This window comes from Limnospira fusiformis SAG 85.79 (assembly GCF_012516315.1).
Classification (GTDB): Bacteria; Cyanobacteriota; Cyanobacteriia; order Cyanobacteriales; family Microcoleaceae; genus Limnospira; species Limnospira fusiformis.
In genome coordinates this window covers 4,687,890-4,713,063 of record NZ_CP051185.1, presented here as the reverse complement: position 1 = coordinate 4,713,063, position 25,174 = coordinate 4,687,890, and the positions used below count along the sequence as shown (strand labels likewise).

The following is a 25,174-nucleotide window of genomic DNA, read 5'->3' as shown; positions in this document are numbered from 1 at the left end:
TCATTGATGGTTTAGGGTTCCTTGATGAACCGTCTTCACCCATTTCAGGCGTTTGGGACGCACACTGATCCGGGCCGTGGCACTGGCAACGACAATGAACCAATGAAACATATACACGGTACCACGCAGGGTTTGGAACAATGTCGTCATGTAGGAAAGTGGGGGATAATATTTGCCTAATGACTCGGTAGCCGCTTGGCGATCGCCATCTGTGGTTAAGTTATCAGGTGAATTAGTTTTCTGGGATGGCATATTTCCACGGCTAACAGTACGCCGCAAGCCGATAAACATTCCGATCAGCGACAGACTAACTGCTAATAGAGTCAGGGGGCTGGTAATGGGGGGGCGACGGAGAATCAATGACATGAATAAATCGGGAATGGCAGCCATGGGTAAGATGTACTGGGTAATCAAAAACCCGAATAAATCAAAGGTTTTGCCAACTCCCATACGGTTAGCGATGATGAATTTCCCATAGTCGAGATATCTTTGATATCCTCCCTCAGCCCAACGGTTCCGCTGATGCCAGAGGGCGACCCAATTGGTAACTCCTTCTTCAAAGACGACGGAAGTATCCAGAAATTCGATATCCCAATGGTCTAAGTGCAGACGAATGGTTAAATCGAGATCATCGGTAATGGTTTGTTCACACCATCCGCCACAGCTTTCGAGGGCGGCGCGACGAATAAACTCCCCATTTCCCCGCAGTTCCCCAATACCGCCCACAGCTACTCGCTGTTTCTGGAAAAAGGCATCTAAAGCCATCTCTGAGGCTTGACAACGGGTTAAAAAGTTGAAGTTGCTATTGGCGATCGCCTTTTGGAGTTGAACGGCTCCCACTTGTTCCGCCTGAAATTTGGGAATCACCTGTTGTAGCAGATCTGAGTCCACAGTAGCATCGGCATCAAAAACCCCTAGTATTTTACCACGGGTGAGGGGTAGGGCTTGATTGAGTGCGCCCGATTTGCCACCAGTGGCGTTTTCGTCTCGGTGCAGAATGTGCAGTTGTTGATACTCTTTGGCTAATTCCTGGAGAACTATGGGAGTGCGATCGCTACTATTATCATCAATCACCCACAGTTCATAGCAATGACTAGGATAGTTGAGAGCGCAGAGATTCTTGACTAAATTGCCAATCACAGCCTCTTCATTTTTAGCAGCCACCAGTAGGGAGACAAAGGGCAATTCTTCTGGCCTATGTTCCGGGTTAATATCTAACCCACGGTGGCCAGCCCACACAATGCGGATAGCTTGAATTACTAATAACCCAGTTAATCCCAGAATTAACCAATATCCCCAGGAAATCAAGTGCCCGATAATCATCAGACTCCAAATCAGGCTTAGGGCGATCGCTGCTTTGCCTCGCCGATTCTGATAACATTCTGGGGGGATATTAAGTTTATTAGCTTGCTCAGGTTTCTGGGGTTGAGACCCCCCCCATCCCCGCCGACGGGAAAGAAGACGAAAACGCCTAATCCCCGGAGGGAATCTATAATTTTGACTATTGGAGTCTGTAACTCCCGAATCACGATGGTTATGGTGCATATCAAATAACTCCGTTGCACCTCTACTGGTTTGATGTTGACGCTGACGGTTCAGCCAAGATTTCTCTGGCATTGATAAATTTGACTTCAATTGTTCTCTATCATTGTGCAGTATTTCACCTTTTTGCAGCCATTGATCCAAGAATTTGCTCCCCACGGAATAATTGCCAGACCAGGTGGTTGGCCCGATGGGGTGGGACAACGCTCATAACCAATTCCCCTTAACCTCTACCCCCTTAACCTCTATACCGAGTTTCCCAGAACCGCTAAGATGGAGTGATACAATGAGCAGGAATTTAATTGTCATGTACCCCGCTCTAAAGAGACGGGGCTTGAATAAGCTCAAGCCATAGAGCAAGTTCAGGTTAAACACGAGGACTAGACTACGCCACAAGGCAAACTGAACGACTTAGCGCGTGGCAGCGCAACCAACACTAGAGACACTTCTCTAATCCCTAGTCCCTTGAGTCGTCAGCGTCGAAGAGATGTACATTAACGGCTTACCGCCATGCAATCTGTACCAGTTGTCGATATAAATCAGCGTCCACTAATGCCCACGACCTTGAACCGAGCAATTCGGTGGAACAAGTCAGGCAAAGCAACCTTGTTCTACAAGAAAGGCGTACTGTGTGCCCGTCTGAATGTAGAGCCATCATCACGATTCACTCAACCTCTTGCGGTTGGGATGGCTCCAGGTTCAAAGCGTGAAGGCTTTACGGTGAAGTCAAGAACGAGAACCTATCTCAATATCCAGGCTCATGCAGTGGATTGGGTCAAGAATGCCGTCGAAGCGAAGCGCAATGCTCGGAGAGCGCGAAGATACCGTAATACTCCTTGCCGGAAGAATTGCCCAAATCGTAAGCGAGGCGGAATCCCACCTAGCACGAAAGCGCGATGGCAATGGAAATTACGAATCTGTCACTGGCTCACCAAGTTATTCCCGGTTACTGCCTTTGTTGTCGAAGACATCAAAGCGCGGACGTTCAAGAACTGTGGCCAGTGGAATGTTTTATTCAGTCCGATGGAAGTGGGCAAGAAGTGGTTCTACTCAGAGCTAGAGCGAATTGCAATTCTTCACACTCTGAAGGGACACGAAACCGCAGAACTTCGGAATCAGTTAGGACTCAAGAAATCAAAGCAGAAGCTTTCAGATAAGTTTTCTGCTCACTGTGTTGATAGTTGGGTCTTAGCAAACTGGTACACCGAAGGGCACGAGCAACCCGATAACAACGAACTGATGGTAGTGATTCCGCTCCGATTTCACCGTAGACAGTTGCATCGATTTCAACCCAGTAAAGGCGGAACTCGTTCACCTTATGGTGGGACGATTTCAGAAGGGTTTAAGCGAGGTGGAATCGCCAAGCATCCCAAATATGGCATTGTCTACATCGGCGGTGCGTCGAAAGGGCGAGTGAGTCTACATTCTCTGGAAACAGGTAAGCGATTGTGCCCAAACGCGAAGCCTTCAGATATCAAGTTCTTGTCATTCAATTCATGGAGATTTCAATATGCTGCAAGCTAGTAGGCGGCTAAAGCCGCACGAGTCACTTTTCCTCCCAGGTCTAAAGACACTGGGTTTCCAAGCTCCCGGAGGTTTCTGATGAGTGATTCGGCTGCTATTCTCAAAGACCTCAAACAGGCTGAAAAACGGGACTTGGTGGTTTATCTACCCTATTATGATGAAAAGAGACGGCGATATTTGCCTTGGTCTATGAGCCTCTACCAACACAAGAGTTTGGAGGGGGCACGGAAAATCGAGGGGGGTGAGGATATTCCTTTTGTGGCCACCTGGAATACTTCTATGCTTCCGGCTGACCTTACTCGATGTCGGGTGATGTTTGAGCATAATGCTGATCTAACTTATGAAGTGATGATGCCCAATTATGAGTTTATGAAGCACTTGATTCAGGTGGTCTACAGTTTCAAGCATCATCATGTGATTGATTTTTCACAGGAATTTTATAAAAAATTGCTACACATGGAATGAAATAGATAGACTCAAGTTAAGATAGTTAGTCTAGGTGGGGTGTTGGTTATAGACAACATCTGTGCGCTACATTGTCAAAATTAAGTCCGAGTTCATGAGTTTAGGAGTTACTGGTGTGGCTAAACCCGTCAAGTATGTATTAATTGGATCAATTGAGCCTTCTAGTGGTAAGTCTGCTGTCACCCTCGGTTTAGTACCTCAGTTGCGGAATCTGGGGTTTGATATTGCTTACGGGAAACCTTTGGGAACTGATTTTGATGATGATTGTGATCATCAAGTTGATGCTGATTGTGACTTTATTGCTCAGACTTTGGGGCTTTCGGAAGTTTATATGCGATCGCCTATCTTAATGCTTGATCAGGTAACAATTGATAAACATCTATATCATCAAGATCTAAATTATTATCACCAGGCTTTGACTCACTATCTCCAGCAAATTGCTGGGAATTTGGTGTTGCTTGAGGGTCCCGGAACTTTACAGGAGGGGAGTCTTTTTAATTTATCTGTACCCCGCATGGCTGAGGTTTTGGATACGGCGGTTATGTTGGTGGTTCGTTGTCACTCCCATAGTCTCTTGGATGAGGTACTATCGGCGAAAGAACGTTTGGGCGATCGCTTAATCGCAATTGTGCTTAATGATGTCACCGACCAACAGGTTGCTAAGGTCGAAACTCAGATTAAGCCTTTTCTGGAAAATGCGGGGATTCCGGTTTTGGGTATCCTTCCTAGAAATGCGCTGCTTCGTAGTGTCACGGTGCGCGAGTTGGTGGCGCAGCTTGAAGCCCAGGTGGTTTGTGGTCACGAACGTTTGGATTTGATTGTGGAAACTCTCAGTGTGGGGGCGATGAATGTTAGTTCCGCCATGAAGTATTTTAGCCAATCACATAATATGGCGGTGGTGACAGGCGGCGATCGCACTGATATTCAAATGGCCGCTTTGGAACAGTCTACCCATTGCTTGATTCTCACCGGTCAACTTCCCCCAGCTCAAATTGTGATTACCCGCGCTGAAGAGTTGGAGATTCCCATTTTGTGTGTTGACCTCGATACTCTCACCACCGTGGAAAGCATCGATCGCGCTTTTGGTCGCGTCCGTATCCATGATCGGGTTAAGGTTGACTGTATGACCCAAATTATGGCGGAAAAATTCGATACTACCCGATTGCTCCAACTGCTTCAATAGCACACTATCCGGCGATCGTCGAGCCGCAACCCAGTCCCATCGCCTCTTGCCCGTCACCGATAACCACCCTCATACATTTTGCCAGTTCAAAAACTGTGTCCTAGGTTACGAAACATTAAATTTTTCGGGAGGCGATCGCTGATTCTCCGTTGAATAGAGATATAATAATAGAGGAGGCAGGATTAAACCATAAACTTGACATCAAAACCGCTTATCATGAACAAAGATTTTAGAAAAGAAGTCAACCAGCTATCCCAAACCCATCGCGCTAACATCCAAAAACGTCTGGAATATAGACTTGAGGTAGCTAGAGCCAAGGGAGATGAAAATTTAGTCCGAATGCTTGAAGCTGAAATGCGCCAAATGTAGCAACCTTGAACCCCTGAATGGATCATCAAAATCCCTCTCTGGCCCCCTCTCACTCTGGGAGAGAGCCGGGAGAGGGTTTCCGCTATCTGATCAAAAACTTCCATTAGTTCTGGAAAGTACGATTAGCTGCATCTTTTATAACCTCTTCCATCCAAGCATTAATGCTTTTTCCCGCCGAAGCCGCCGCCAGAAAAATTTTTCGGTGTAGATCCGGTGTCGTCCGAAACGGCAATTTTCCAGAGAAAGGCTTATCAGGTTTTTCCCCTAACTCTTCGCAAAACTCCAGATAATCATCAACCGAGTCACGAAAGGCTTGACTCGCTTCCTCAACAGTTTTTCCCTGAAAAGTAATCGTATCCCTAATATCCAAGACGCGACCAAACAGGATGCCGTTTTCTATATCAACTTCAATTTGACCACTGTAACCCTTATATGTCAGCATATTTCCCTCAGTTCTTGACCGTCTAAATGGTAAAATTAAGTTTCTAGGATAATCTGTAGAATTCTGTGGCACGATCCGGCAATGGCTGGACTGGTTAGTATATTTTGGAGTCACTTTGGGTAGGGGTAACATTGCTCGTTACCCCCTTTCTAATAGATATCTTAGTCAGACATGGGGGCAACTCCCGCGTTTTCTAAAAATTCCCGGACGCTTTTAACAGCACCCTTACCCATCTCTTTTTCCGGGTGTGGTTCGTGAAAAACAGCTTTGACACCGTTCAAGGCCACCCGTACCCGAGATCCTCTCCCTTCGCGGGCGATCGCGCCCAGCGCTATAAACAGACTTTCAACATCAGTCCAGACAATATCTGACCGAACCGGGTTTGTGTAAATTGCCTTAAAAGTGCGACGATGTTTCCCATTTAACCCACCTACCACTTGGAGTTCTCGATATTGATTAGTCTTTGGAGGAAGTGTCTGCATTATCACCGATGTTGATAACAGTTAATTGATATCATTAACTGATATCAGTTGTCAAGGGGTACGCTGAGAAAACCGCAAAACCACCATTCCCCATTGACGAAAAAAGCCCGGTACGCAATGGATCGGGCTTTTGTGAATTATTTGGGGCTACCTATGCAGGCTACCTATACAGAATCGGATCAGCCATTCATCATGGTTTTGAGCAGGCTTAAACCCCGTTTAACTCGCCGAGAGACTGTAACCGCACTAATTCCCAATTTTTCCGCTGTTTCTTTTTGGGTGAGGTCATAGAGAAACACAAACTCTAAAACTTTGCGAGTCCCGTCTTCTAAATGTCCCAGTGCTTGCTGGAGACGAATTTGATCTTCTTGGGCTAGTTGGAAACTGCGGTAACGAGTATCTGGAACTAAATCACCAAGGCTGGTTGATCCTTCTTCTTCGTCCTGAATGGGGGCGTCTAAACTCAACAGAGATCTATTTTGGGAAGCAAGTTTAACCTGGTTCCATTCCTCTACAGAAATTTCTAGGGCTGAGGCTATTTCCGCATCGGTCGGCTTGCGTCCCAACTTGACTTGTAAATCTTGAATACATGGGGTGGCTTTACGCAGTAGAGTTAGCCACTGACGGGGAACTCGGACGGAGGGACTCTTATCACGCAAATAGTGCTGAATTTCCCCGCGAATGTAGGGAATAGCAAAGGAGCTAAAGGCATGACCTTTAGACATATCAAACCTTTCTATGGCTCTAATCAAGCCAATACAGCCCACCTGTAACAAATCATCATAGCTTTCCGTACATTGGTTGAGCCAGTGGTGGACTTCTTTACGGACCAATCCAATGTTGATTTGGACAAGTTGATTACGGACACTGTTAGACGGGGAGTGCTGGTACTCGCGCAGCAACTCCAGGCTTTCAGATTTGAGTTGGTTACTAACTGTGGTCTGCATGGCGAGATCCTGAATTAGGTTAAAGCAGGGGTATAGGTTGGGCTGTATTGATTATAACCCAGTTAGAACTAAATGGCAAGCGAAAACCGTTTTCAATGTCGCAGTTTTCAGAAACCAAATCCTAGGGATTGATCTGGCATGACTTACGCAAAGGCGATCGCCATAGCCACAGCATAGACAATGAAAACTCATGCTAATGTTCTATTTGATAGGGCAGTCTAAATCCAAATGGGAAAAATTGCAAGTTCTGCCCCGCAGTCTTAGACTAGGTAGGTAGGTTTTTGGCAGATTCATTCCCCTTCGACTAAGGCCCTATATTCATCAGCAGATAGGGCATCATCAAGGTCTGATTCATCGCCTATGCGGACTTTCAGCAGCCAGCCTTCTCCATAGGGGTCATCGGCTAATTCTTCCGGTGCTTCTACGATCGCATCATTACGTTCCACAACTGTACCACTAACGGGAGCCTTGAGTTCCTCAACGGCTTTGACCGATTCCACATTACCAAAGGTTTCGCCTTTCTCTAAGGCATCATTGACATCGGGCAATTCTAAGAACACAATATCACCTAATTGGTCAACGGCGAAGGCGCTAATACCAATGGTAGCAATTTCGCCATCAAGACGCACATACTCGTGGCTATCTAAATATTTGAGGTCGTCGGGAAATTCCATGGTCATTTATGGTCCTCATCATCTATGAATAATGCCAAAATCAAAAAATGGGTTATTGGAGACTTTTCTCTGCGCCGGATAGTTACTTCAATCTTGGCGATTTATATAATAGTGGGTGTTTGGGCATATTTTAAAAGCGATCGCCTGATTTTTTTGCCTCGTCCCCCCAGTTATGAGAAAACCCAGGATCTCACTTTCCTGACGACCGCTGACGGAGTACCCATTGCTGCTTTGTATCTTCCCAATCCCACCGCTAAGTATACCATTCTCTACAGCCACGGTAATGCTGAAGATTTGGGGGATATTCGGTCTCGCCTGGAAAATCTACGGGATATCGGTTTTTCTGTATTCGCCTATGACTATCCCGGTTATGGGCTTAGTGGCGCCACACCCTCGGTGGCGGGCGCTTATCAAGCCATAGAAGCCGCTTATTACCATCTTACCCAAGTTTTACAGGTTCCCCCTGAGCGTATTATTGTCTACGGGCGATCGGTCGGTAGTGGTCCCTCAACCCACCTGGCGGCGCGGGAATTAGTGGGGGGGTTGGTGATTGAAAGTGGTTTTATTAGTACATTCCGGGTGGTAACGCGGATTCCTATTTTTCCTTTTGACCGTTTCCCCAATTTGGCTAATCTTCAAAATGTCGAGGTTCCGGTTTTGATTATACATGGCGATCGCGATCGGGTGATTCCCTTTGACCACGGACAGAGGCTTTATTATGGTTTTGACGGCCCGAGAATGTCTCTCTGGGTTGAGGGGGCTGGTCATAATGATTTGCTGGAGGTCGCTGGCGATCGCTATGGGTCAACCTTGCTCAAATTTGCCGAAATGTTATCCAAAAAATCAGATGATTAATTTGGGGAGATTTGATTTATAATTCAGATGTTCAGTTTTGAATCCTTTTCCAGGTGCATTTACCGCTTCATTAACCTACAGAAGGAGTGTTGAACCATGAGTAAATGGCGGCGGATTGGAATAGGATTATTATTTTTAGGGGTTGTTTCTCTGCTGACTATTAGCCATAGTGTGGCGGTAGCCAGAGAGTCGATTTGGCAAAGGTATCGGGATGAAAGCAGTAGCCAGACACAAGCAGATCAGAGGTCAATCGCCCGCGTCTGTATTGTCGCTGATCCGACTGATACTCCCCTGAATGTTCGGGCTACCCCTCGTGGTAGAATTATTGGCAGTCTCCCGGATGGTGTTGAGGTGGAAGTGTGGGAACGATCGCCTGATGGTAAGTGGGTTTATATCTATACCCCTGTCATGGAAGGATATGTTTGGGAAAATTACCTAAAATGCTAGTTTCCAGATAATCCCTAACAGGTAAGGGCAACTATTTATGGTTGCCCGCCTGAATAGTTACCTTAATCTATAATTGATCACAACTTCCCAGGCTGGCTGTGTCTTACTGGCTGTCTGGGTCGGTCTGGCTTTGGAAATAGATCTAAACTATGGAAAATCCCTCATCTCCAATAATCCCACCAGCGTGGATAGCTGGTATCATTTGGATGGTCGCAGGTATGGGTTTATTAGCGATCGGTGCAATTCTATGGTTTCACCTGCCCTATCTGCTATTCTTAGATGAATGGCACGCTTTATGGGCGATGGTTTCCCTGACTATCGGATTATTTACGGGTCAAGTCCTGTTCGATCGCCTAGTTGACTGGATCAGAGAACCTCAAACCGATACGCTCCATCCTATTTTAGCACGATTTGGATGGATTACCTTAGCTATTCTGTCCATGGCGATCGCGATCGGTTTCACCATGAAATTAATAGGGTGGGGAAACGCCATGATTGGTTTGCTTAACCTCAGCTTTGGCATAGCTTTTCTGTGGAGTAGTCGTCAATTTTGGCGATTTGATACCACTAATAATTAATCCTAAAAATCCCGACAAAATTGATAGATAAATTCCACCCTTGCAACTCCATATAAAGTGATGAATCAACCGGAAATTAAACAAATTACCTTACCTCCCCTTAATATCACCATACACGCCGACCAAAAAGTTAGCTTAGAGTGGCTGCATCAACAGCCTCTTCCCGTCAATAATCAACCCCCATTACCCAAATTATCTGACCATTGGCAACAGTGGATAGCCGTCAATAAACTCCTGGAATTTCCCGATCATGTTTTAGTCGAGAAAATGGTAGAACAAGGCATCGACGTAAAACTAGCTTTAGAGGCAGTTAACCAAGCCACCAATCACCCATATTTACAAGCCGGAAAGCAGTTTGTGCAACTCTTGCAAAAAGTCGAGTCAATGCTGACCATTCAGAGTCAATTAGCGTCTCTTTCAGAAGCATCTCCAAGCATTGATCGCAAACCCTGGGTATCTCGGTCGGAATTTTTGGAGAGTTACTATTCCCGAAATACCCCCTTAATTTTAACTGATATTATCAAAAACTGGCGGGCATTAGAATTATGGACTCCAGAATATCTTAAACAGAATTATGGACAAGCCATGGTCGAAATTCAAGCAGGAAGAGAAGCCGACCCCGACTATGAAATCAACCTACAGCGCCATCAAAAAACTGTGCGATTTGCTGATTATATTGATTGGGTTGTTTCCGGTAAACAAACCAACGACTACTATATGGTCGCTAATAATAGAAACTTAGACCGTCCTGAACTTAAAGGATTGTTAAATGACCTGGAAATATTCACAGAGTATTTAGACCCGACACAAACATCAGGTTGTATCTTCTTCTGGTATGGACCAGCCGGAACTGTTACCCCCTTGCATCACGACCCAGTTAATTTATTATTAGCGCAAGTTTCTGGTCGTAAATTAATCAGAATTATTCCTCCCTATCAAACACCGTTTTTGTATAACCATATAGGGGTTTTCAGCGAAGTAGATTTAGAAAATCCTGACTATCAGAAATATCCATTATTTCAAAATGTGATCCCCATTGAATTTATTTTAGAACCCGGAGAGGCAATTTTTATTCCCGTGGGTTGGTGGCATCATGTTCGGTCTTTAGAACCCAGTATCTCCGTTTCTATGACCAACTTTGTGTTCCCCAATACATACGAATGGAAATATCCACAAGTCAAGCGATAGACAATGACAATTAGAATGGTATACTTGACTGGTGATGTAGAATCATGCTATAATCAGATGGCTGAGTTTTATCGTGGTATGGGAGAGCATTAATCAGACTGTTAATCAGTCTAATTAGTGAGCAATGAAAGATGACAGCATGACCTGTCTCTAGTGTGATTTTTACTGGTTATCCTTGAATTATTAACTATGTGTCGTTTACTGGGCTATATCGGATCTCCGATTCAACTTGAACAAATTTTGTGCAAGCCTGAACATTCCTTAATTGTGCAAAGTTACCAACCCAAGGAAATGCGGGAAGCCTTGCTAAATGCCGATGGTTTTGGGATTGGTTGGTATCATCCCACCGCCGACACCGAACCCTATCGATATCGTAATATTCAGCCAATTTGGAGTGATTTAAACTTAACTCCTCTCAGTCGCTATATTGAGTCAGGGCGAATTTTAGCTTATGTTCGCAGCGCCACTCCTGGTCAAGCCGTCAACTTGAATAACTGTCAACCTTTCCAGTCAGGAAAACTGATGTTTATCCATAATGGTTATATTCAGGATTTCCGAGAAACTCTATATAAACCCATTCGCGATCGCCTCACAGATACAAGCTATCGTTCCATAGAAGGAAACACCGACTCAGAGCATTTATTTGCCCTGTTTAAAGATAGCCTACAAAGTCAAGGAATAGCTGGCATAATATCCGCCTTAGAACAAACATTATATACCATTAACAAAATCGCCCATACAATGCAGGTGCGAGTTCTGGCTAATATGATTATTTGTGATGGAAAGCAAATCGTAGCTTCCCGCTATGCTGTAGCAGGTATTCCTCCCAGTCTTTACTGGTTAAAGAATCATCCCAACTTCCCAGAATCAGTTATCATTGCTTCGGAACCTTTATTTCCAGGAAAGTGGCATCTTTGCCCAGAACAAAGTATAATTAGCGTCGGAGAAGATTGTGATATCCATATCCACCCCCTCACTCAAACAGACCATTTATCACGCCCTGCATGAATGCCGTCTCGGCACCTTAAAACTCATTGAAAGAATTGATCGAGAAACCCTCTGTGCCCAGCCTCACCCAGACTTTAGCCCTGTAGGTTGGCATTTAGGGCATATAGCCTTTACCGAAGCCTATTGGCTATTAGAAGAATGTGCCGGCCATCAACCATTATATCCAGAATATAGGCAACTTTTCACCGCTGATGGTCTCCCCAAAAATCAACGAGTTCAGCTTCCTTCCCTAGAGTTTATTTTAGAGTATTTATCCTTGGTGAGAACCCAAGTTATCAAATACTTAGAAACCGCACCGATAGAAACACAGGAAAGGCTATGGCGGTTTATTGTCCAACATGAATCGCAACACGGAGAAACCATCGCCATAGTCCTACAATTATATAGATTTGAGGTACAAAACAGCAATTTTTCCCTATTTTCTGATGTTCCTATGTTGTCAGTTTCCGAGGTCGAAATACCCGCCGGAGAGTTGACCATGGGAAATCAAGCCATTGACGCAATGGATAATGAACGCCGCCTTCATAGTTGTTATTTAGATCAATATTGGATTGATACTTACCCCGTCACCTGCGGTCAATATCGCCAATTTATCGAGGCGGGAGGCTATCATAAAGCTAAATGGTGGTCTAATGATGGTTGGGAGTGGCTTAAACATAACCATTACCAACAACCTCTTTATTGGACTGATAACCCCAGTTTAGATAATCACCCCGTTTGTGGTGTGAGTTGGTATGAAGCCGAAGCCTATTGTAATTTTGTCGGGAAGAGACTTCCCACAGAAGCCGAGTGGGAAAAAGCCGCTAGTTGGGATAGGGAAGCTGGAAAAAAACGCACTTATCCTTGGGGTGAAGAACCCCCTACACCCGAAAATTGTAACTGTAACTCCCTGGGAAAAAATATTACTAATCAACCCCTAACTACCCCCGTGGATAGGTATTCTTCAGGAGTTAGCGCCGCTGGAGTTTATGATTTATTGGGTAATGTGTGGGAGTGGACTAGCAGTAATTTTATGGGTTATGAAGGATTTGAGTTTTATCCCTATCGTGGTTATTCCGAAACTTATTTTGATAACCAACATAAAGTTTTGCGCGGTGGTAGTTGGATAACTCGTCCCTGGGCTATGCGTTGCAGTTTTCGCAATTGGTATTATCCCCATGTCCGCGAAATTTTTGCCGGGTTTCGTTGCGCCAGAAGCAATAATTGATAATTAATAATTAATAATTAATAATTAATAATTGGGTAGGGGCGGGTTCCGCCGTCAATTGGGTGATTAATGGCGGTCTAAATAAACCCGCCCCCAACCATGTATAATGGCAATGTAGGGGCGGGTTCCGCCGTCAATTTGGTATTCAACGAAGGTCTAAATAAACCCGCCCCCAACCATCGTGAATTGTGGTGATTAATGGCGGTCTAAATAAACCCGCCCCCAACCATGTATAATGGCAATGTAGGGGCGGGTTCCGCCGTCAATTTGGTATTCAACGAAGGTCTAAATAAACCCGCCCCCAACCATCGTGAATTGTGGTGATTAATGGCGGTCTAAATAAACCCGCCCCCAACCATGTATAATGGCAATGTAGGGGCGGGTTCCGCCGTCAATTTGGTATTCAACGAAGGTCTAAATAAACCCGCCCCCAACCATCGTGAATTGTGGTGATTAATGACGGTCTAAATAAACCCGCCCCCAACCATGTATAATGGCAATGTAGGGGCGGGTTCCGCCGTCAATTTGGTATTCAACGACGGTCTAAATAAACCCGCCCCCAACCATCGTGAATTGTGGTGATTAATGACGGTCTAAATAAACCCGCCCCAACCATGTATAATGGCAATGTAGGGGCGGGTTCCGCCGTCAATTTGGTATTCAACGACGGTCTAAATAAACCCGCCCCCAACCATCGTGAATTGTGGTGATTAATGACGGTCTAAATAAACCCGCCCCAACCATGTATAATGGCAATGTAGGGGCGGGTTCCGCCGTCAATTTGGTATTCAACGACGGTCTAAATAAACCCGCCCCCAACCATCGTGAATTGTGGTGATTAATGACGGTCTAAATAAACCCGCCCCCAACCATGTATAATGGCAATGTAGGGGCGGGTTCCGCCGTCAATTTGGTATTCAACGAAGGTCTAAATAAACCCGCCCCCAACCATCGTGAATTGTGGTGATTAATGGCGGTCTAAATAAACCCGCCCCCAACCATGTATAATGGCAATGTAGGGGCGGGTTCCGCCGTCAATTTGGTATTCAACGAAGGTCTAAATAAACCCGCCCCCAACCATCGTGAATTGTGGTGATTAATGGCGGTCTAAATAAACCCGCCCCCAACCATGTATAATGGCAATGTAGGGGCGGGTTCCGCCGTCAATTTGGTATTCAACGAAGGTCTAAATAAACCCGCCCCCAACCATCGTGAATTGTGGTGATTAATGGCGGTCTAAATAAACCCGCCCCCAACCATGTATAATGGCAATGTAGGGGCGGGTTCCGCCGTCAATTTGGTATTCAACGAAGGTCTAAATAAACCCGCCCCCAACCATCGTGAATTGTGGTGATTAATGGCGGTCTAAATAAACCCGCCCCCAACCATGTATAATGGCAATGTAGGGGCGGGTTCCGCCGTCAATTTGGTATTCAACGACGGTCTAAATAAACCCGCCCCCAACCATCGTGAATTGTGGTGATTAATGGCGGTCTAAATAAACCCGCCCCCAACCATCGTGAATTGTGGTGATTAATGGCGGTCTAAATAAACCCGCCCCCAACCATCGTGAATTGTGGTGATTAATGGCGGTCTAAATAAACCCGCCCCCAACTTATAGGGGTGGATGAATTAATTTATATTATTGACAAAATCATGGGTAACTTTGACAAAACTTTCGGTTTTTTCGTATGGTAAAACATTACGACCCGGAATTACTATAGACTTGGATTTTTTCCATCCTTTTTCGTAGAATTGCCCACGATTATCTACTGTTTCTGACTTCCCACTGCGACTAATACTAGAGGCTTTTTCGCCAAACACCACCAGGGTCGGCTGAGTCAAATTTGCCATGTCTTGGGTATAGTCTTGTCGCCAAAATCCTGCTAAAAATGAAAAGACTGCATAGCGACTTTTGGGGTCTTTTGAACCTATTGCTAACAGGTCTAACCATTCGCGATCAACATCTTTGGCTTCAGCAAATAATTGTTTAATTGAAAAAGACTGTAAAAACTGTTCCCGACAAGCATAATTCCAAAAGAGTCGCCCAGCTGGGGTATCAAAAAATAGGTTCCACAATAGACGCTGTTTAGTGGGTGATGAAGCCTCGGTCATGACTCGCCAAGCTGGGGGACCTGATAACACTATTCCCCGCACACTTTCTGGGTATGTTTTACTGAGGGCGATCGCCACTGGTAATAAAGCACCCTGTGCTACTAAAATCACTGGCTGCTTGATTACTGTTTCAATTAAACACTGTAGTTGTTCCGCCCAGTCTGTGGTTTGATAAGCTACTGCTGGTTTATCACTTTCCCCACACCCCAGCAGGTCTGGGCTATATATGGGGTTATTATATCCCTGCCATTTATCACAAAATCTATACCAAAAACGCCGAGATAATCCTACTCCAATAGGATGGATTAATAGTAGGGGAATATCTGCGGATTTTTCGGAAGATGAGGGATGAAATTCATAGGCGCATTGATACCCACGCCATTGGTAGTATTCTATGGGTTTTTGAGTCGGTTGGGAATTACTCATAATCATGATAGTAAGTGATGTTTATGGCGGCGGTTTACTTGAAGCGATCGCTTGATTCGCTCTCGGTTACAGGTGCTTCCCTGGTTTCAGTTTCTGGTTGGTCTCGCACAATTTTAGGTAAGGCGGCTGGAGTCCCCGGTTTCGTTTCTATTTTAGTTAATCCGGGAATCTCAAAGCTGCTGAAAAAGTTTTTAATTTTCTCTAAAATTGGCGTTTCCGAGTCGTTATTGGAAGATTTGGGTAGTTCCAAGTTTTGCCCAAGTTTCTGTAATTGGTTTCCGGCTACTGGTTCGGAACTTTCTGATGTGGGATTTTCTGGGGGTAAAGGTTCCCTTGGGGCTACAGGTTCAGGTTCTGAGACTTCCTCTTCCTCAACTACAGGTTCAGGTTCTGAGACTTCCTCTTCCTCAACTATAGGTTCAGGTTCTGAGACTTCCTCTTCCTCAACTACAGGTTCAGGTTCTGATATTTCCTCTTCCTGTTCCTCAACTATAGGTTCAGGTTCTGATATTTCCTCTTCCTGTTCCTCAACTATAGGTTCGGGTTCTGAGACTTCCTCTTCCTCAACTATAGGTTCGGGTTCTGAGACTTCCTGTTCCTCAACTATAGGTTCAGGTTCTGATATTTCCTCAATTTCAGGAGAGGGGGCTAAAGTTGGACTGGTATAGTTCGCATCAACTAAACTTCTAGCTTGGGATAGGGATAATTGACCGCGAATCAGTTTAGATAGAGTATCTTGGTTTTTGGGGTCGTAGGTGAGAACTCTCGCGGTGTTGTTGTAGACGTTATTAAGGGGTTCTCCGAGTTCGCCTAAAAATTCCAGTTGTACCCAGTTTTTACCGGGTTGGAATCCTTTTAAATATATGGGTTCCCAGCGATCGATAATAAAACTTTCGCCGTTGACGGTGACGCGGATACGCCAATCGATGATTTCATCTTCTGGATCTTCCTGGGCGATTAAATGTAGGGGGGCGTTGTCTAAATAGAAGTCCAGCAAAATGGGTTCAGCACCATAGGTTCCTTGGGGACGGTTATAGGTAAGTAAGGGAAGGTTGGGATCTGGGTTGTTATTGGGGGTTTTGGTGTAAATGTGAAATGTGGCGATCGCACTTGAACCATCATTTTTGAAACTTTCGCCCCAGGGATAGACCGCAAAAACTCGCAGGGTATGGGTTCCTGGTTTGAGGTCTGATAGGATAATCGGTTCCGTGGGATTGTAAATATCGCGATCGCTGTCGTTGTCAATAATTAAATGTAAGTGGGGACCATCACCTAGTTTTTCGTCTCGGAAGGTGGGGAAGTCCAAAACTTGTAGTTGGACTGTGACATTATTATCCTCTAGCAATTGGTCGGGTTGAGGACTAAGAATTTGGACTTGAGGTTGATAGCGATCGAGGGCTGGGTGTAATTTTTGAATGATATCTGGGGGTGATACTTCCGAAATACTCTGCTTAACAGTTTTCGCTGATGATGGAGTCTGGGTAATTGATGGATCGGTGGCTTCAGAGTCACCACACCCAGTCATATGAAACGTGATTACTGCGACGAGTAAAATAGTCAGCAGTTTTTTGATGGGAGTCCACCAGAACTTGTTCACAGACACAATTAAATAAACTGCTCTATAAAACTTAAACAAAACGGGACATAGCCGGATCTTGATGTTTATTTCTTGCTTCGTCCGGGACTGTCGGCAGCACCCCGTCCACAAGTGTAATCGTCTGAACCAGGCGATTTTTCTAAATTTATACTGGCGTTCAAATCTCTATCAATCTTCAGGCCACAGTTTGGACATTCAAAAGTCCGACGGACTAGGGGCATTTTTTGACGATAACCGCAATTAGAACACAGTTGACTGGATGGATAAAATCTATCCGCAATAATCAACTTTGAACCATAACGTTCTGCCTTGTAACCTAGTTGACGACGGAACTCATAAAATGAAGCATCAGCGATAGAACCCGCCAAACAATGATTTTTCAGCATACCTGACACATTCAAATCTTCAATGACTACTTGGCTGTGGTTCTTAGCCAAGAAAGTAGTTATTTTATGAATGGTGTCCCGCCGAATGTTTGCTACTCTTTGATGTAGCTTTTGAACTTTTAAGAGACATTTGGCCCAATTTTTCGAGCCTTTGACTTTGCGACTTAAATGACGTTGTAATCGAGCTAGTTTTTGGGTGGCTGCTTTATAAGCCTTGGGATTAGAGAATTGGGTCCCATCGGAGCAAGTCGCCCAATTGTTAATTCCTAGGTCAACCCCGATTCTCTCTCGATATTTAGGTGTAATTTCTGGCGTGATTTCTACGAAAAAGCTCATATACCAGTCACCTGCTTGGCGCGTTATAGTGACTTTCTTAACCCAACTTTCGGGTAGAGCCTCAAATGTAGAAACCCAGCCCACAAAAGGCAGCTTATGGCGAGTTCCTGACAGATTGAATGGCTTTCCGGAATTGTCAAGCGTAAAACTATCATGGTGGCCTTTCTTCTTAAATTTAGGATAACTGCTTATTCCCTTGAAGAAGCGCTTAAAGGCATCCCCTAGATTAATGAAGGCATATTGATAAACTTTAGAAGACAATTCAGACATCCAAGGATATTGAGGTTTTACATAATTCGTAAAAACCTTTTTGATGGAGTTGACGTTAGGCTTGAGTCCCTCTTCATAAGCTGACCTCCATAAGTGTAATCCCCAATTAAACACGAACCGAGCATAACCCGCGTGTTTGGCCATCAAGGTGCGATGACGGTCATTGAGTTTTAGTTTTGTCCGGAAAGCTTTGTAAGGCATGATTGGATTTTACCATGAAGAATCCGACTTAATGAGTATGTCGTCAGGGAAATTTGGCATGGTCTGGGGTTTGACCGTATATTCATTATCGTATATTCATTATTGAGTTGCGAATCTTTTGGGGTATTGTACCTTATTGTCATAAGATGTCAAGCAAATCTTGGATTAAATTCTGGCTCCTAAAACCCAAATCGTGCAAAGAAACCGTATTGTATGCAACTATAGCCCAAAACAGATCCGATCCTTAATATATATGTCAAACACATATTGATAAAATGCTGATTATCCTTAACATTTTTATCTATGTCCAGGAGCTGCCATGATCCAGCGACTGGTCCCGCTACCAACTGTATATAAAAGTAGTTGATGGCAGCAAATTTTAAGTTTTGTAACGGTTCAATGCAGATCTTTACAGAGTTTTTCGGCTGATATGGGCTAAATCCAAGATTTTATAGGGGTTTTAGGAATTCTTAATTATTGTTACCGACTCCCCCATGTGACTCGGAAAGATGATATACAATTTACAGACAGCAGCAGCTGACGGCAGAATCAAAAACTGTTGTAGACAGCAGCTACAGTTGTCGTTATAATATGCCTTTAAATGCCCAAGGCAAAACTAAGGGTTTGTTGTTGCCCCCAACAAAGGTTAAGAACACTCTAAACTTTTGTGAAGGATGATGAAGGGGCTTAAAAATCCCGTTTCAGAATCTGCAACAATATTTTGTTATTTGTGATACGGAGAGGAGAGTCTAAATGACCATCAGTCCTCCAGAGCGGGAGGTAAAAGCCAAGGTCACGGTAGACAAAGACCCAACTCCTACCTCTTTTGAAAGGTGGGGAAAACCCGGTCATTTTCGCCGCGATCTTGCCAAAGGTCCAAGTACGACAACCTGGATTTGGAACCTGCACGCCGACGCTCACGACTTCGATAGTCATACCAGCGATTTAGAAGATATTTCGCGCAAAATCTTTAGCGCTCACTTCGGCCATCTGGCAGTAATCTTCATTTGGCTGAGTGGTGCATATTTCCACGGCGCGAAGTTTTCCAACTACGAGGCTTGGTTAACAAACCCAACAGGGATTAAACCGAGCGCACAAGTTGTATGGCCCATCTTTGGCCAAGAAATTTTGAATGCCGATGTAGGTGGTGGCTTCCAGGGCATCCAGATCACTTCTGGATTGTTCCAATTATGGCGAGCTTCCGGTATCACCAACGAGTTCCAACTCTACTGCACAGCGATCGGTGCATTGGTGATGGCGGGTCTAATGCTGTTCGCTGGTTGGTTCCACTACCATAAACGTGCTCCCAAACTGGAATGGTTCCAGAATGTGGAGTCGATGATGAACCATCACCTAGCTGGACTATTGGGCTTAGGCTGCTTGGGTTGGGCTGGACACCAAATTCATGTGTCTTTGCCAATTAACAAGCTGCTAGATGCCGGGGTGGCTCCTAAAGACATCCCCTTGCCCCATGAGTTCATTCTGAACTCCAGCTTGATGGCGGAACTGTATCCCAGCTTTAAGCAAGGACTAACCCCATTCTTCACTTTAAATTGGGGAGTTTACGCAGACTTCCTAACCTTTAAGGGTGGTTTAAATCCTCAGACTGGCGGTTTGTGGCTGTCCGATACAGCTCACCACCACCTAGCTCTAGCAGTTCTATTCATCATTGCCGGTCATATGTACCGGACGAACTGGGGTATTGGCCATAGCATGAAGGAATTATTAGAAGCTCACAAAGGCCCCTTCACTGGAGAAGGTCACAAAGGGCTCTATGAAATTCTGACAACTTCTTGGCACGCTCAACTAGCTATTAACTTAGCGATGTTGGGTTCCTTGAGCATCATTGTGGCTCACCACATGTATGCCATGCCTCCCTATCCCTATATCGCAACAGACTACCCCACTCAACTGTCTCTGTTCACTCACCATATGTGGATTGGAGCATTCTGTATTGTGGGTGCTGGTGCTCACGCTGCCATCTTTATGGTGCGGGATTACGATCCGGCTAAGAATGTTAACAACTTGCTAGACCGGGTAATCCGTCATCGGGATGCCATCATCTCTCATCTAAACTGGGTTTGTATCTTCCTGGGCTTCCATAGCTTTGGGCTGTACGTCCATAACGACACCATGCGTGCCTTTGGTCGTCCCCAAGATATGTTCTCTGACACAGGAATTCAACTGCAACCTATCTTTGCTCAGTGGGTGCAAAACCTGCACACCCTAGCACCGGGCAATACAGCCCCCAATGCACTCGCCAGCGTTAGTCCTGCCTTTGGCGGTGATGTAATTGCTGTGGGTGGCAAGGTCGCAATGATGCCGATCGCATTGGGTACGGCGGACTTCATGGTTCACCACATCCATGCGTTCACCATTCACGTGACCGTTTTAATTCTGCTCAAAGGTGTTCTGTACTCCCGCAGTTCTCGCCTAATTCCCGATAAAAGCGAGTTGGGATTCCGCTTCCCCTGCGACGGCCCTGGTCGTGGCGGCACCTGCCAAGTATCTGGTTGGGACCATGTATTCCTTGGCTTGTTCTGGATGTATAACTCCCTGTCAATTGTGATTTTCCACTTCAGTTGGAAGATGCAGTCTGACGTTTGGGGAACCGTCGCCTCTGACGGCACGATTAGTCACATTACCAATGGCAATTTTGCCCAAAGTGCTATTACCATTAATGGATGGTTGCGTGATTTCTTGTGGGCGCAAGCCTCTCAGGTAATCAACTCCTATGGGTCAGCCCTTTCAGCCTACGGCTTGATGTTCTTGGCGGCTCACTTTGTCTGGGCTTTCAGCCTGATGTTCCTGTTCAGTGGCCGTGGCTACTGGCAAGAACTAATCGAGTCTATTGTTTGGGCACACAACAAGCTCAAAGTGGCTCCAGCCATCCAACCTCGCGCTCTGAGCATCATTCAGGGTCGTGCGGTGGGAGTAGCTCACTACCTTCTGGGGGGAATTGTCACCACCTGGGCATTCTTCCTCGCCCGCATCATCTCCGTAGGATGAGGGTTCTTCGCTCGGGAATCGGGGTAACTACCTCGATTTCCCAGGGCGGACTTAATGAGAACACCATTTAGTTAGGACTTATGGCAACGAAATTCCCAAAATTTAGCCAGGATTTGGCTCAAGATCCGACCACTCGTCGGATTTGGTACGGGATTGCCACAGCCCATGATTTTGAGACTCATGATGGAATGACCGAGGAGAATCTTTACCAAAAGATTTTTGCCTCTCACTTTGGACACATCGCCATCATTTTTCTCTGGACTTCTGGCAGCCTGTTCCACGTCGCTTGGCAAGGCAATTTTGAACAGTGGATCAAAGATCCCTTAAATGTACGTCCCATCGCTCACGCCATTTGGGACCCCCAATTTGGGCAACCCGCTGTTGACGCATTTACCCAAGCTGGCGCTTCTAACCCGGTTGATATCGCATACTCTGGTGTTTACCACTGGTGGTACACCATCGGGATGCGGACCAATGGAGACCTCTACCAAGGTTCTATCTTCCTGCTTTTACTGGCTGCAGTGTTCCTGTTTGCTGGTTGGTTGCACCTGCAACCCAAGTACCGCCCCAGTCTGTCCTGGTTCAAAAACGCTGAATCTCGTTTGAACCACCACTTGGCAGGTCTGTTCGGTGTTAGTTCCTTGGCTTGGACTGGTCACTTGGTTCACGTCGCTATCCCCGAATCTCGCGGACAGCACGTGGGTTGGGATAACTTCTTGAGCACTCTGCCTCACCCGGCGGGTTTGGCTCCCTTCTTTACTGGTAACTGGGGAGTTTACGCTCAGAATCCTGACACCGTTCGTCATGTGTTCGGTACTTCTGAAGGTGCAGGGACTGCAATTCTGACTTTCTTAGGTGGATTTCATCCCCAAACCGAGTCCCTGTGGCTGACCGATATGGCTCACCACCATCTGGCGATCGCAGTGATTTTCATCATTGCGGGTCATATGTACCGGACTAACTTCGGAATCGGTCACAGCATCAAAGAAATGTGCGATGCCAAAGACTTCTTTGGTCGTCGTCTCGAAGGTCCTTTTAATATGCCTCACCAAGGCATTTATGAGACCTATAACAACTCTCTCCACTTCCAGTTAGGATGGCACTTGGCTTGTCTGGGTGTAATCACCTCCCTGGTTGCCCAGCATATGTACTCCATTCCTCCTTATGCTTTCATTGCTAAGGACTACACCACGATGGCTGCTCTTTACACGCACCATCAGTACATTGCTGGCTTCTTAATGGTCGGTGCTTTTGCTCACGGCGCTATCTTCCTGGTTCGTGACTATGATCCTGAGCAAAACAAAGGTAACGTTTTAGCTCGCGTTTTGGATCACAAAGAGGCAATCATCTCTCACCTGAGCTGGGTGTCTCTGTTCCTCGGATTCCACACCTTAGGCATTTATGTCCATAACGATGTTGTGGTCGCCTTCGGTACTCCTGAAAAGCAAATCCTGATTGAGCCTGTGTTCGCTCAGTTCATTCAGGCTGCTCATGGTAAAGCGGTTTATGCAATGGATGTGCTGCTTTCCAATCCTGAAAGCATTGCCACCACTGCTTGGCCTAACTACGGTAACGTTTGGTTGCCTGGCTGGCTGGATGCCATCAACTCCGGCACTAACTCTCTGTTCCTAACCATCGGCCCTGGCGATTTCTTGGTTCACCATGCGATCGCTCTCGGTCTGCACACCACCACCCTGATTCTGGTCAAAGGTGCGTTGGATGCTCGTGGTTCCAAGCTGATGCCCGACAAAAAAGACTTCGGCTATGCCTTCCCTTGTGATGGCCCCGGCCGTGGCGGTACTTGCGACATCTCCGCTTGGGATTCCTTCTACCTAGCTATGTTCTGGATGCTCAACACCCTGGGCTGGTTAACCTTCTACTGGCACTGGAAGCACCTGGGTATCTGGCAAGGTAACGTTGCTCAGTTCAACGAATCTTCTACCTACTTGATGGGATGGTTCCGCGATTATCTGTGGTTGAACTCTTCCCAGTTAATCAATGGTTACAACCCCTTCGGAACTAACAACCTCTCTGTTTGGGCCTGGATGTTCCTGTTCGGACACTTGGTTTGGGCAACTGGTTTCATGTTCCTGATTTCCTGGCGTGGTTACTGGCAAGAACTCATCGAGACCATTGTTTGGGCTCATGAGCGCACTCCTTTGGCGAACCTGGTTCGCTGGAAAGATAAGCCAGTGGCTCTGTCCATCATTCAAGCTCGCGTTGTTGGTTTAGCTCACTTCACGGTTGGCTATATCCTCACCTATGCAGCCTTCCTAATTGCCTCAACTGCTGGTAAGTTCGGTTAAACTGAACCCTAATGTTAGGTAATTAGTTGCAAGTCCTCCACCATTGGTGGGGGGCTTTTTTTTGACTAATAATTAATTGATGGACTAATTAAAACCATGTTCGCTGAGAAATTCTGGGGTAATTTCTGGGGTGGCTGTGAGAGATTGCTGATGATAAATATTCAGGGAATCGGTGGAATTTATACTGAGAAGTTTGGCGACATATTTACCCAAAATATCGGCTTCCAAGTTGACTAAACTACCAGTTTCCAAGGTGCAAAGATTAGTATTTTGGTAGGTGTGAGGGATAACAGCGACTGCAAACCAACGACTATGACGATCGCATTCGGAAATAGTCAGACTCACCCCATTAACAGCAATACTACCCTTAGCAACCAAATAGGGAGCAATCTGTTGATTCCACAGACCAGCATCACTGGGGGGAACAAAACGCATTTCCCAGGAATTCCCCACAGACACCGCCTGCCTCGAGAGTGGCGATCGCATCAACATGACCCGTAACAAAATGTCCTCCCAACTTACTTCCCGCACGCAGGGAAGCCTCCAAATTCACATAACCATTTAAATTACTACCCAAAGTAGTCCGACCCAAAGTTTCCGGGGAAGCCTCCGCCACCAAGCCACGGGGCATAATTTCCACCACTGTTAGACAAACCCCATTAACCGCGACACTATCACCGATCGCCAAATCCCCCAAAATCAGATCAATTGCACCCACCTGACAATCGATCTGAAAACGCGATCGCCCCAAACTCTCAATCGTCCCCAAGGCCTGAATTAATCCGGTAAACATAACTTTTTTCCCGTATCAAGTGAACGTTAAACAAACAAAACCAATCACCGAGGTGGTAATTCCCATGACCACCAAAACCCCTAGCGATTACCTTCCCGGTAAGCTAGAATCCCCATTACACCTAGATTTTTAGGCTAACACCAGTTAATTATGCGGCATTGTTTGACCATATTCACATCCGGGCTGTCCACAATTTCGGAGCAATTGTCGTCAATTCGGGTAAAAATCAAGGCATACTGGAATTGCTGGATTCTTACTGGCGGGTCTAACCACTTGTTGTTTGTCTATCGTATTTTATCGAGGCTGAACCGATGATTGAAATGAAAGTCGCCGGAATTGCACTAGACGCTACCACACGCAGCCCTATTGTTTTACTCAGAGATGCGTCTGAGCGACGAGCCTTACCTATTTTTATCGGTCAGGATCAGGCTAAATCGATAATCGGCGCTTTGGAAAACCATCAACCCCCCCGACCCCTAACCCATGATTTATTTGTCAATCTCATGGAAACCTGGGATATGGTTTTAGAGCGGATTGTGATTCACTCCCTCCAAGACAATACATTTTATGCTGTCTTGATTGTACGTCAAGGGGAGAATCGTAAAGAAATTGATGCGCGTCCTTCTGATGCTATTTCCATTGCACTGCGTACCGATAGCCCCATCTGGGTCATGGAAGAAGTCATCGCTGATGCTTCTATCCCTGTTGATCGTGATGCTGACGAAGCCGAAAGACGCGCCTTTCGCGATTTTGTCGCTAACCTGAGTCCAGAAGAGTTGATTAGACGAGCCGATTTTCGCAAAGACGAAGCTCAATAACTAAAA

21 protein-coding genes and 1 pseudogene are annotated in these 25,174 nt (G+C 45.7%); 13 read left to right on the top strand and 9 right to left on the bottom strand.

Annotated features, from left to right (window positions below):
• Nucleotides 1-1,617, bottom strand: a complete 1,617-nt coding sequence (locus tag HFV01_RS22295) for a glycosyltransferase family 2 protein (protein ID WP_006621406.1) — start codon at nucleotides 1,615-1,617, stop codon at nucleotides 1-3.
• A 435-nt stretch (nucleotides 1,618-2,052) separates the two neighbouring features.
• Between HFV01_RS22295 and HFV01_RS22290 the strand changes: the two genes are divergently transcribed.
• From HFV01_RS22290 to pirA, 4 genes are all read left to right on the top strand, one after another.
• Nucleotides 2,053-3,066 carry an RRXRR domain-containing protein gene (locus tag HFV01_RS22290; protein ID WP_006621405.1) on the top strand — a complete coding sequence of 338 codons (1,014 nt, stop codon included), beginning with the start codon at nucleotides 2,053-2,055 and terminating at the stop codon, nucleotides 3,064-3,066.
• Nucleotides 3,067-3,144: 78 nt separating this feature from the next.
• The gene (gene ebsA, locus HFV01_RS22285; protein ID WP_006621404.1) at nucleotides 3,145-3,531 is read left to right on the top strand and encodes a type IV pilus biogenesis protein EbsA; all 387 of its coding nucleotides are present in this window, start codon (nucleotides 3,145-3,147) and stop codon (nucleotides 3,529-3,531) included.
• Nucleotides 3,532-3,625: 94 nt separating this feature from the next.
• Nucleotides 3,626-4,714: a phosphotransacetylase family protein gene (locus HFV01_RS22280; protein WP_318285879.1), complete on the top strand. Its 1,089-nt coding sequence runs from the start codon at nucleotides 3,626-3,628 to the stop codon at nucleotides 4,712-4,714.
• 216 nt (nucleotides 4,715-4,930) lie between these two features.
• Entirely contained in the window at nucleotides 4,931-5,083 is a 153-nt protein-coding gene (gene pirA, locus HFV01_RS22275; RefSeq protein WP_006669082.1) for an arginine synthesis PII-interacting regulator PirA, read from the top strand.
• A 103-nt stretch (nucleotides 5,084-5,186) separates the two neighbouring features.
• Here pirA and HFV01_RS22270 read toward each other — a convergent pair whose 3' ends face one another.
• The 4 genes from HFV01_RS22270 to gcvH form a co-directional block, all read right to left on the bottom strand.
• Nucleotides 5,187-5,525, bottom strand: coding sequence for a type II toxin-antitoxin system HicB family antitoxin (locus tag HFV01_RS22270; protein WP_006621401.1), 339 nt, complete (start codon nucleotides 5,523-5,525; stop codon nucleotides 5,187-5,189).
• A gap of 161 nt (nucleotides 5,526-5,686) precedes the next feature.
• On the bottom strand, nucleotides 5,687-6,007 hold the full coding sequence (locus tag HFV01_RS22265) for a type II toxin-antitoxin system HicA family toxin (RefSeq protein WP_006621400.1): 321 nt from the start codon (nucleotides 6,005-6,007) through the stop codon (nucleotides 5,687-5,689).
• A gap of 179 nt (nucleotides 6,008-6,186) precedes the next feature.
• Nucleotides 6,187-6,954 carry an RNA polymerase sigma factor SigF gene (locus HFV01_RS22260; RefSeq protein ID WP_006621399.1) on the bottom strand — a complete coding sequence of 256 codons (768 nt, stop codon included), beginning with the start codon at nucleotides 6,952-6,954 and terminating at the stop codon, nucleotides 6,187-6,189.
• A 290-nt stretch (nucleotides 6,955-7,244) separates the two neighbouring features.
• Nucleotides 7,245-7,634: a glycine cleavage system protein GcvH gene (gene gcvH / locus HFV01_RS22255; protein WP_006621397.1), complete on the bottom strand. Its 390-nt coding sequence runs from the start codon at nucleotides 7,632-7,634 to the stop codon at nucleotides 7,245-7,247.
• Between the two features lie 18 nt (nucleotides 7,635-7,652).
• On the opposite strand from gcvH, the gene HFV01_RS22250 reads away from it, so the two are divergent.
• The 6 genes from HFV01_RS22250 to egtB all read left to right on the top strand — a co-directional run bounded on the left by HFV01_RS22250 (nucleotide 7,653) and on the right by egtB (nucleotide 12,911).
• On the top strand, nucleotides 7,653-8,483 hold the full coding sequence (locus HFV01_RS22250; protein ID WP_006621396.1) for an alpha/beta hydrolase: 831 nt from the start codon (nucleotides 7,653-7,655) through the stop codon (nucleotides 8,481-8,483).
• Nucleotides 8,484-8,579: 96 nt separating this feature from the next.
• Nucleotides 8,580-8,930, top strand: coding sequence for an SH3 domain-containing protein (locus tag HFV01_RS22245; RefSeq protein WP_006621395.1), 351 nt, complete (start codon nucleotides 8,580-8,582; stop codon nucleotides 8,928-8,930).
• A 206-nt stretch (nucleotides 8,931-9,136) separates the two neighbouring features.
• Nucleotides 9,137-9,508 (top strand): hypothetical protein, encoded by a 372-nt coding sequence (locus HFV01_RS22240; protein WP_235720192.1) that lies wholly within the window; start codon nucleotides 9,137-9,139, stop codon nucleotides 9,506-9,508.
• A gap of 60 nt (nucleotides 9,509-9,568) precedes the next feature.
• Complete coding sequence (locus HFV01_RS22235; RefSeq protein ID WP_193520397.1) at nucleotides 9,569-10,696, top strand: cupin-like domain-containing protein; 1,128 nt, start codon at nucleotides 9,569-9,571, stop codon at nucleotides 10,694-10,696.
• A 189-nt stretch (nucleotides 10,697-10,885) separates the two neighbouring features.
• On the top strand, nucleotides 10,886-11,704 hold the full coding sequence (gene egtC, locus HFV01_RS22230; protein WP_193520396.1) for an ergothioneine biosynthesis protein EgtC: 819 nt from the start codon (nucleotides 10,886-10,888) through the stop codon (nucleotides 11,702-11,704).
• Nucleotides 11,649-12,911, top strand: a complete 1,263-nt coding sequence (gene egtB, locus HFV01_RS22225; RefSeq protein ID WP_187758184.1) for an ergothioneine biosynthesis protein EgtB — start codon at nucleotides 11,649-11,651, stop codon at nucleotides 12,909-12,911. Before egtC ends, egtB begins: the two co-directional genes overlap by 56 nt.
• A gap of 1,632 nt (nucleotides 12,912-14,543) precedes the next feature.
• On the opposite strand, the gene HFV01_RS22220 is transcribed toward egtB, so the two are convergent.
• The 3 genes from HFV01_RS22220 to HFV01_RS22210 are packed head-to-tail and all read right to left on the bottom strand — an operon-like array spanning nucleotide 14,544 to nucleotide 18,242.
• A complete protein-coding gene (locus HFV01_RS22220) occupies nucleotides 14,544-15,458 on the bottom strand; it encodes an alpha/beta fold hydrolase (protein WP_062945706.1) in 915 nt (304 codons plus the stop codon).
• Nucleotides 15,459-15,486: 28 nt separating this feature from the next.
• Nucleotides 15,487-17,055, bottom strand: coding sequence for a hypothetical protein (locus HFV01_RS22215; RefSeq protein WP_193520395.1), 1,569 nt, complete (start codon nucleotides 17,053-17,055; stop codon nucleotides 15,487-15,489).
• A 59-nt stretch (nucleotides 17,056-17,114) separates the two neighbouring features.
• A complete protein-coding gene (locus HFV01_RS22210) occupies nucleotides 17,115-18,242 on the bottom strand; it encodes an RNA-guided endonuclease InsQ/TnpB family protein (RefSeq protein WP_193520394.1) in 1,128 nt (375 codons plus the stop codon).
• Between the two features lie 753 nt (nucleotides 18,243-18,995).
• Between HFV01_RS22210 and psaA the strand changes: the two genes are divergently transcribed.
• The gene (gene psaA / locus HFV01_RS22205; RefSeq protein ID WP_006621388.1) at nucleotides 18,996-21,251 is read left to right on the top strand and encodes a photosystem I core protein PsaA; all 2,256 of its coding nucleotides are present in this window, start codon (nucleotides 18,996-18,998) and stop codon (nucleotides 21,249-21,251) included.
• An 80-nt stretch (nucleotides 21,252-21,331) separates the two neighbouring features.
• The gene (psaB, locus tag HFV01_RS22200; protein WP_006621387.1) at nucleotides 21,332-23,557 is read left to right on the top strand and encodes a photosystem I core protein PsaB; all 2,226 of its coding nucleotides are present in this window, start codon (nucleotides 21,332-21,334) and stop codon (nucleotides 23,555-23,557) included.
• A gap of 84 nt (nucleotides 23,558-23,641) precedes the next feature.
• Here psaB and HFV01_RS22195 read toward each other — a convergent pair.
• A pseudogene (locus tag HFV01_RS22195) lies at nucleotides 23,642-24,350 on the bottom strand (riboflavin synthase).
• A 311-nt stretch (nucleotides 24,351-24,661) separates the two neighbouring features.
• Here HFV01_RS22195 and HFV01_RS22190 point away from each other — a divergent pair.
• Nucleotides 24,662-25,168, top strand: coding sequence for a bifunctional nuclease family protein (locus HFV01_RS22190; protein ID WP_006619830.1), 507 nt, complete (start codon nucleotides 24,662-24,664; stop codon nucleotides 25,166-25,168).
• Nucleotides 25,169-25,174: the final 6 nt, after the last annotated feature.